The organism is Jeotgalibacillus proteolyticus, assembly GCF_002926065.1.
Lineage (GTDB): Bacteria > Bacillota > Bacilli > Bacillales > Jeotgalibacillaceae > Jeotgalibacillus > Jeotgalibacillus proteolyticus.
Window position 1 is genome coordinate 25732 of record NZ_PREZ01000013.1, and the last position, 7919, is coordinate 33650.

Consider the following 7919-nt stretch of genomic DNA (forward strand, 5'->3'; position numbering starts at 1 on the left):
AACGCTTCCATTCATTTATTAAGTATTAAGCACTCATTCGGAATTTTCATACTATATTCTGTTTATTCAAACCATTCCTTTTCATCATACACTATTCGACTCACGAAATGCAAAGTTTGCATATTTTTTCACAAATCCGTTATATTGCGCTTCTGTTCTTTGTTGCGATACACTTAATAGGTAGAAAATGAGGTGATTTCGGAATGATTTTATTACAGGTAAACGGGCTCTCAAAGTCCTTTGGGGCAGAAGAGATCCTTTCCAATATAAAGCTTGAGGTCCAGACAAAGGACCGCATCGCACTTGTCGGCCGAAATGGCGCAGGCAAATCAACCCTTTTAAAAATGATCGCCGGACAAATGTCCCATGACGACGGAGAAATCATTAAACCAAAAGAGGTTTCAATAGGCTACCTCGAACAGCACACCGGATTAGAGTCGGAGCTGTCCATTTGGAATGAAATGCTTTCTGTTTTTGACCATTTAAAAAAGATGGAGCAGGATCTTCGTTCAAGTGAAGCCAAAATGGCAGACCCTGCGATTTATGAAGACCAGGAGCGCTATGACCGGCTGATGAAGGATTATGACGCACTCCAGGTTGCCTTTAAAGAACAGGGCGGCTATCAGTATGAAGCGGATCTTCGCTCTGTCCTCCATGGTCTGCGTTTTGGCCAGTTTGATTATGACACGAAGGTTTCGACCCTCAGCGGCGGACAGAAAACACGTCTTGCACTCGGCAAAATGCTGTTAACCAAACCTGACGTTATGATTTTAGATGAGCCGACCAACCACCTGGATATTGAAACGCTCGGCTGGCTAGAGCAGTATTTGCAGGGATATCCCGGCGCCATTCTGATTGTCTCCCATGACCGGTACTTTCTTGATAAGGTCGTCAATCAGGTAGTCGAGCTGTCGCGTCACCGCTCGAAAAAATACCACGGAAACTACAGCCGCTATTTAGATGAAAAAGCCTTGCATTATGAGCGTGAAATGAAGGAATTTGAAAAGCAGCAGGAAGAAATCGCAAAAATGGAGGACTTTATCGCACGGAACTTAGTGCGTGCCTCCACTACAAAGCAGGCCCAAAGCCGACGCAAAAAGCTTCAGCGAATGGATAAAATGGACAGGCCTCAGGGAGATGAGAAATCAGCAAGCTTCACCTTCTCTATTGACCGGCAGAGCGGAAACGACGTCTTAAAGCTGAACGGACTTTCAATCGGCTATGAGAACCCTGTATCAAGGGACCTGAACGCCTCCCTCTCCCGACAGGAAAGCCTTGCGTTAATCGGGCCGAATGGCGTCGGTAAATCCACTCTTTTAAAAACGATCGTTAAAAAGATTGAGCCGCTTGAAGGCTCCATCCAATACGGCTCAAATGTCTCCATTGGCTACTACGATCAGGAGCAGGCAGAGCTGCACTCGAAAAAAACCGTCCTCAATGAACTGTGGGATGACTACCCGATGCATAATGAAAAGGATATCCGGACGGTGCTTGGAAACTTTTTATTTTCAGGTGAGGATGTGTTAAAACCTGTTACTGCGCTGAGCGGAGGCGAAAAAGCCCGCCTTGCACTGGCGAAGCTTATGATGCAAAAATCCAATCTGCTGATTTTAGATGAGCCGACCAACCATCTGGATCTCGACAGTAAGGAGATATTAGAAAATGCATTAATAGATTACCCGGGAACCATTCTTTTTGTTTCCCATGACCGCTACTTTATTAACAGGATCGCAACACGCGTCCTTGAGCTTTCGCCGGATGCCGCGACAGAGTACCTCGGCGACTATGACTACTACATGGAAAAGAAGCTTGAAAAAGAAGAGCATGAAGCCTATGAACAAAAAGAAAAAGAAGCCCAAAACCCTTCCCTCTCCCCTCAAAAGGATAAAAACAGCTTCCAGCTCGATAAGGAGCAAAAAAGGAAGGAACGGCAGAAAAAACGCCGCTTAGAAGAGATTGAGCTTGAGATCTCTGCGCTTGAAGAACAAATTGAACAAAATGAAACCCTGCTTTGTGACCCTGAGGTATTTCAGGATCATGAAAAGGTGATGCAATACAATGAAGAAATTGAACAGGCCAAAACCCTCATGGAAAATCTGATGGAGGAATGGACGGTTCTTGAGGAAGAAGTAGGAGAGTAATCCACAGGACACAATCGACTTTTTTTGTAAAAGTTGATTGTGTCTTTTATTAAGAACAGCCCGTCGAAATATGTTGAAATGATGACAGCTGTGTAACAATCCCCAAAGTTATACACATTACACACAGCTTTTTAACAGTTTAGAATCAACTTATCCACGTTATCCACAATCCTTCTGCCGTTTATCCACATTATCCACACAAAAAGACACACACTAAATTTACACTTTTTACACAGCCTTTTTATACTTATCAACAGGTTATCAACAGACTGTGAACAAGTACAAATGTTCTTACAATTTTGAATAAATTACCACTCTTACATTTACCGAGTATGGTTTTCCAGAAATAGACGTTTAGGCAAAAACCATTCGGGAAAACTCCCACTATTAAAGAGTTGTGAGGAGGCATCATGAATGAAAAAGCTATTGCCAATTACGATTTTCAGTTCAATGCTGTTTGTCACGGGAAATGGAATTGACGGTCATGCAGAAACTTCTGAAGACCTTCCATCAGCTGAATCAATTCTTACCTCTGCCGCTGCTTTATACGATGGATTAGATGGTGTTTATTATGAAGTTGAAAAAGAAACCACCAGTGAACACCAATCCGAGGAACTGCTTGAAAAGCAATGGATTTATGATAATGAACATGGCTTCTTCAGACATTCAGAAATAACAGAGGATGACGACATCACCTTCCATTTATTCACTGACCTTGAGGACCCTGACTATATATTTGAAACGAATGACAAAAAAGGGGACGCTGAACGCTATGAAAACCCGTTCCCTGAAAATAACGACCTGGCACTTGCAGGTGAACAATACGAATACCTGCTTGAGAATGCTGAATTAACCTTTAAAGGGGAAGAAGAAGTGAATGGCTATGAAACCTATCATATCGAAGCTGCTCACGACGGAATCGTTTCTCATTACTGGTTTGACCAGGAAACCTTCTACGAAGTGAAGCATTCCTACAATCACCCAAGCGCTCATTACAGCTCTGAAGTAGTCGACTATGAGCTTAATCCGGAGTTTGATGAATCACTGTTTCGTCCGGCTAAGGGGCAATAATTAATAGAGGAAAGAGGTTGAGACAACCCTAATGTCTCAGCCTTTTTTGCACGGTTCACTGCGTTTCAGGCGGATGCTTTCCGATGATCGGGGCCATGCATTAACTTGATAACGAAAGTGGATCTCAAGCACCCGCTCCGCTCACGTTTTTTAACTTATCGTTATGTTCCAAACTCTTCTTTATTTTACGAACTCCTCTTTCAGTATACTCATTCGTAAGCGGTCAACAAAAACTCCTTTTCTAAGGCGGTCCTGCCTCAATATCCCTTATTCCACATACCCTATCTGTGTATAGGACTTAATCGCTTTTTCATTATCGAGCTCTACCCGCAGCCAGATTTTATTTAACTCAAGCTCATTAAAACTAAACTCCAGCATCTCTTTCATGGCCGCTAACCCGTAGCCCCTGCCCCAATACTGTTTATCACCAATCGCAATCCCGAGCTCCGCATGTTTGTTTAATCTGTCGATGTTTTTAAGACCACCCAGCCAATATGCTTATCATTCTCATCAAGAATGGCTTTTTGTTCATATCCATTCGTTTTATTAATGCACTTACTTATCCAGGCTTCTGTTTCGGCCTTGCTAAAAGGAGGATAGGTATCCGGCATATTAAGATACTGAATCACCTCCCGATCAAGACACCACCTGTAACGGTCCTCTGTATCCTCCATTACAAGCTCTCTTAATCTGACCTTAGGCAGAGTATCGTTCATGATCGAATTCCCCTTTTTATTTCGTATTCTACCATTAAAATTAGTTCACCTATACAAAATTTCTCGAATTATATGGAGTGAATATAGAAGGATATGGTAAAATTTTTTATAACTGGAGGTGTCCCTTGAGAAAATTTCCTTTGCTCTTATTACTATCATTATTAATGGTCGGACTTTACGGCTGCAGCACCACATCAACTGCGGAGTCACGTGTTCCATTTGACCTGACTGAGGATGATGCAAAAACGATTCAAACGTATCTTAATGAAGAGGTTGAACCAATACCGGAGGATGGAGAGTTAATAAGCGTATTTAATGTTTTTGAAAGTGACAAAAACTCGGGGAAAATCTATTTATATGCACATATTTCAGGTGGGGGAGAACTTGGTGCTCCATTCGTCTTGTATGCGAAAGAGAAAAATGGCCAATTAATAATAACGAAACATAAGACGCCTCGTGAAGGCATTTATTGGGGCAAGGATTCTGGCAAGCTATTCCCGGATGATATTAGAGATAAGCTAAGCAATTATGACACTCAAAAAATAAATGAAGATTTTAAAGAGACATATCCGAATTTACAAAGCCTAAATTAACGAAAAAAAGACACCTCATCGAAATAGATGTGGTGTCTTTACCATTCATTACTGAAGCACAAGCCCCGGATTAGCATTTAATGCATACCCCGAACGTTTTCCCTGTTCAAAAAGAATCGTCCCGGCAGCTGCAATCATCGCAGCATTGTCAGTGCAAAGAGACAGCGGTGGAACAATCAGCTCAAGATTCTTATCCTCGCCAAACGTCTCCTGCAGACGCTCTCTAAGTCCTTTATTAGCCGCTACTCCCCCTGCTAAAAGAAGCTGCTTTGCATGATATTCTTCAACTGCCCGCTTTGTTTTCGTTACGAGCACATCAATCACACTTTCCTGAAAGCTTGCAGCAAGATCCTTCGCATCAATCACTTCTCCGCGCTGCTCAGCGTTATGAAGCGTATTAATCACGGAAGACTTCAAACCGCTGAAGCTAAAATCATACGAGCCTTCTTCAAGCCATGCACGAGGCAGCTTAATGGAAGGAGTGCCTTCCTGGGCAAGCCGGTCAATATGCGGTCCCCCCGGATAAGGAAGTCCGAGTGTTCTTGCCACTTTGTCGTATGCTTCCCCTGCTGCATCATCACGCGTTTCCCCTATCACTTCAAATGAACCGTGCTCTTTCATCAGAACAAGTTCAGTGTGTCCTCCGGAAACGACTAATGACATCAGTGGAAAGTCCATTTCTTTAAGAAGGCGATTCGCATAAATATGCCCTGCAATATGATGAACGCCGACTAGAGGAATAGAATGAGCAAAGGCGATTGCTTTTGCTGCATTTACTCCAATCAATAGAGCACCTACAAGTCCAGGTCCTTCTGTTACAGCAATCGCATCAATCTCTTCAATGGAGAGCTCAGCCTGATTAAGTGCTTCCTCTACTACATACGTCATCTGCTCCACATGATGGCGCGAAGCAATTTCAGGAACGACTCCGCCAAATCGTTTATGACTTTCAATTTGCGAAGCCACAACATTGGATAAAATCTCAGTGCCATTGCGGACGACAGAAGCGGCGGTTTCATCACAGCTTGTTTCAATTCCTAATACGATGGTTTCTTTTGTCATCTTAATTCCACCCACATCACTAATGCATCCTCCTGGTTATCTGAGTAGTAGTTTTTTCTGATTCCGCCCTCTAAAAATCCAAGCTTCTGATAAAGCGAACGTGCCACTAGATTACTGATTCGAACCTCTAATGTAATGGTTTTTGCTCCGGCATTTCTGGCCATCGAAATAACCTCCTGCATCAGCAGTTCACCAAGCTTTTGGCCGCGCAGCTTTGGCACAATAGCAATATTCGTAATATGCGCTTCGTCCATGATGAGCCAAAGACCGCAGTACCCGATTACTTCATTTTCTTTTTCCATTAAAATATATTTGGCAAATTGATTAATCATCAGTTCATTCTCAAATGCTTCCCTGCTCCAGGGTACAGAAAATGATTCACGCTCTACCTGCATAACTAAATCAATATCCTTAAGTGTCATTAAACGATAAGAAACATCACTCATTATCTTTCTCCCGTTTTTGGCTTTCAAGCCACTTCACCTCTGCCTCTGCCAGGCGAATATAATTTGGCACAACGTCATGAACCTCACCCGGCTCAAGCTCCATGCCGATTAACCCGATTTCACTGGCTCTCGGAAGATTTCCTGTAATAGGTGTACGAAAAGCCCGATTTCCGAGCCTCTCTTTTATTTGCTGCCAAAATCCTTCTACATCCTGGCCTGTAAAAAGGATTTTCTCATCTCTGTCTGAAAGTCCTGCAATCCAGTCTTCCATTAACACATTTGTATCCTTAATTACTTCCACAAGCTGTCCTTCATCAAACCTGTAAAGCGCTGTGTAGGCCTGTCCGCGTCTTGCATCAAAAACCGGGCACATCAAACCATCAAAATATCGGCCGGGACCGGTGAGTGCAGCTAGACTTGAAACACCCACAAGAGGAATTTTCAAGGTCCATGCAAGCGTCTTGGCAATCGTAACCCCAATGCGCACCCCTGTATAGGACCCAGGGCCTTGTGCTACGACAATACGGTCAAGATCCTTCGGGGAAAGATCAACAGAAGCAAGCGTTGACTCAATAGCAGGCATGGCTTGAAGAGAATGATTTTTTTTGCTGTTAATCATCGTTTCGGCTATAACCATTTTATCGTTCATCACCGCAATGGAAAGCGGATAATTAGATGTATCAATAACTAGTACATTCATGACAATATCTCCTTGCACAGCTCTCCATATCTTTCTCCGATGGGGCGAAACTCAAATCTTCTATCATTTTCACCCTCATGAAAAATTGAAATCTGCAGACGCTCTGCAGGAAGCTGCTCTTCAATTAAGTGAGCCCACTCGATCAGACAGACTCCTTCTCCTTCAAAATACTCTTCAAATCCTAAATCCTCTCCCTCATCACCTAAACGGTACACGTCCATATGATAAAGCGGAAGTCTTCCCTTATATTCTTTCATAATCGTAAAGGTTGGGCTGTTCACGTTTCGTGTTACCCCTAATCCCTTTGCAATTCCTTTTGAAAAAGCTGTTTTTCCAGCGCCAAGATCCCCTTCAAGCGTAAGGACATCCCCCGCTTCAAGCAGTTCTCCTAATTTATATGCAAATGCTGCTGTTTCGTCAGGATGGTTTGAATTCCAGTTGTACACCATTGCCTGTGCCCCCATCATCAACTCAAATTTTCATTAAAAAAGACTCACCCTCTTGGAGTCAGTCATCATGGTTGTCTATAGTGTAAGTGTACATGATTTTATGTAAAAGGCAAAGTCTCATATAGAGATTTCAGTCAAACCTATGCTCACATTAAACAAAAAAAATAACCATGAATAAATTCATGGAAAATGGCGGTCCCGACCGGGATCGAACCGGCGATCTCCTGCGTGACAGGCAGGCATGTTAACCGCTACACCACGGGACCTTGGTAATTGCGGGGGCAGGATTTGAACCTGCGACCTTCGGGTTATGAGCCCGACGAGCTACCGAACTGCTCCACCCCGCGACAATGTGGCTTTTAAAAAGCCGTAAAGATGATTAAAAATGATACCGCCTAGCGACGTCCTACTCTCACAGGGGGATACCCCCAACTACCATCGGCGCTGAAGAGCTTAACTTCCGTGTTCGGCATGGGAACGGGTGTGACCTCTTCGCCATTATCACTAGACGATTGAAAGCTCGCGCCTTCAAAACTGNGATTTGAACCTGCGACCTTCGGGTTATGAGCCCGACGAGCTACCGAACTGCTCCACCCCGCGTTAATAAGTATATGCTCGTAAGAATAAAACAGTGATAGAAAATAAGCCTTCATATGCTGTTTCTCTATAAAATTACGAGTGGAGAATGACGGGCTCGAACCGCCGACCCTCTGCTTGTAAGGCAGATGCTCTCCCAGCTGA

The 7919-nt window shown here is 43.4% G+C and carries 7 protein-coding genes, 3 tRNA genes, 1 rRNA gene and 1 pseudogene; 3 read left to right on the plus strand and 9 right to left on the minus strand.

Going from position 1 to position 7919, the window contains the following annotated elements:
* Positions 1-203 precede the first annotated feature (203 nt).
* Both C4B60_RS21005 and C4B60_RS21010 read left to right on the plus strand, forming a co-directional pair.
* A complete protein-coding gene (locus C4B60_RS21005; RefSeq protein WP_104059927.1) occupies positions 204-2141 on the plus strand; it encodes an ABC-F family ATP-binding cassette domain-containing protein in 1938 nt (645 codons plus the stop codon).
* Positions 2142-2555: 414 nt separating this feature from the next.
* Positions 2556-3212: a hypothetical protein gene (locus C4B60_RS21010; protein WP_104059928.1), complete on the plus strand. Its 657-nt coding sequence runs from the start codon at positions 2556-2558 to the stop codon at positions 3210-3212.
* Positions 3213-3392: 180 nt separating this feature from the next.
* On the opposite strand, the pseudogene C4B60_RS21015 reads toward C4B60_RS21010, so the two are convergent.
* Positions 3393-3928: pseudogene (locus C4B60_RS21015) on the minus strand (GNAT family N-acetyltransferase).
* Positions 3929-4053: 125 nt separating this feature from the next.
* On the opposite strand from C4B60_RS21015, the gene C4B60_RS21020 reads away from it, so the two are divergent.
* Positions 4054-4521, plus strand: a complete 468-nt coding sequence (locus C4B60_RS21020) for a hypothetical protein (protein ID WP_104059929.1) — start codon at positions 4054-4056, stop codon at positions 4519-4521.
* A gap of 48 nt (positions 4522-4569) precedes the next feature.
* Here C4B60_RS21020 and tsaD read toward each other — a convergent pair whose 3' ends face one another.
* From tsaD to C4B60_RS21060, 8 genes are all read right to left on the minus strand, one after another.
* A complete protein-coding gene (tsaD, locus tag C4B60_RS21025; protein ID WP_104059930.1) occupies positions 4570-5583 on the minus strand; it encodes a tRNA (adenosine(37)-N6)-threonylcarbamoyltransferase complex transferase subunit TsaD in 1014 nt (337 codons plus the stop codon).
* A complete protein-coding gene (gene rimI / locus C4B60_RS21030; RefSeq protein ID WP_209020120.1) occupies positions 5580-6029 on the minus strand; it encodes a ribosomal protein S18-alanine N-acetyltransferase in 450 nt (149 codons plus the stop codon). Before rimI ends, tsaD begins: the two co-directional genes overlap by 4 nt.
* Positions 6022-6729 carry a tRNA (adenosine(37)-N6)-threonylcarbamoyltransferase complex dimerization subunit type 1 TsaB gene (gene tsaB / locus C4B60_RS21035; RefSeq protein WP_104059931.1) on the minus strand — a complete coding sequence of 236 codons (708 nt, stop codon included), beginning with the start codon at positions 6727-6729 and terminating at the stop codon, positions 6022-6024. Before tsaB ends, rimI begins: the two co-directional genes overlap by 8 nt.
* On the minus strand, positions 6726-7178 hold the full coding sequence (gene tsaE / locus C4B60_RS21040) for a tRNA (adenosine(37)-N6)-threonylcarbamoyltransferase complex ATPase subunit type 1 TsaE (RefSeq protein ID WP_104059932.1): 453 nt from the start codon (positions 7176-7178) through the stop codon (positions 6726-6728). Before tsaE ends, tsaB begins: the two co-directional genes overlap by 4 nt.
* A gap of 190 nt (positions 7179-7368) precedes the next feature.
* Positions 7369-7444 (minus strand) — tRNA-Asp (locus tag C4B60_RS21045).
* Between the two features lie 7 nt (positions 7445-7451).
* Positions 7452-7525: transfer RNA gene (locus C4B60_RS21050), tRNA-Met, on the minus strand.
* A gap of 46 nt (positions 7526-7571) precedes the next feature.
* Positions 7572-7687: ribosomal RNA gene (gene rrf / locus C4B60_RS21055) — 5S ribosomal RNA — on the minus strand.
* A gap of 12 nt (positions 7688-7699) precedes the next feature.
* Positions 7700-7777 (minus strand) — tRNA-Met (locus C4B60_RS21060).
* Positions 7778-7919: the final 142 nt, after the last annotated feature.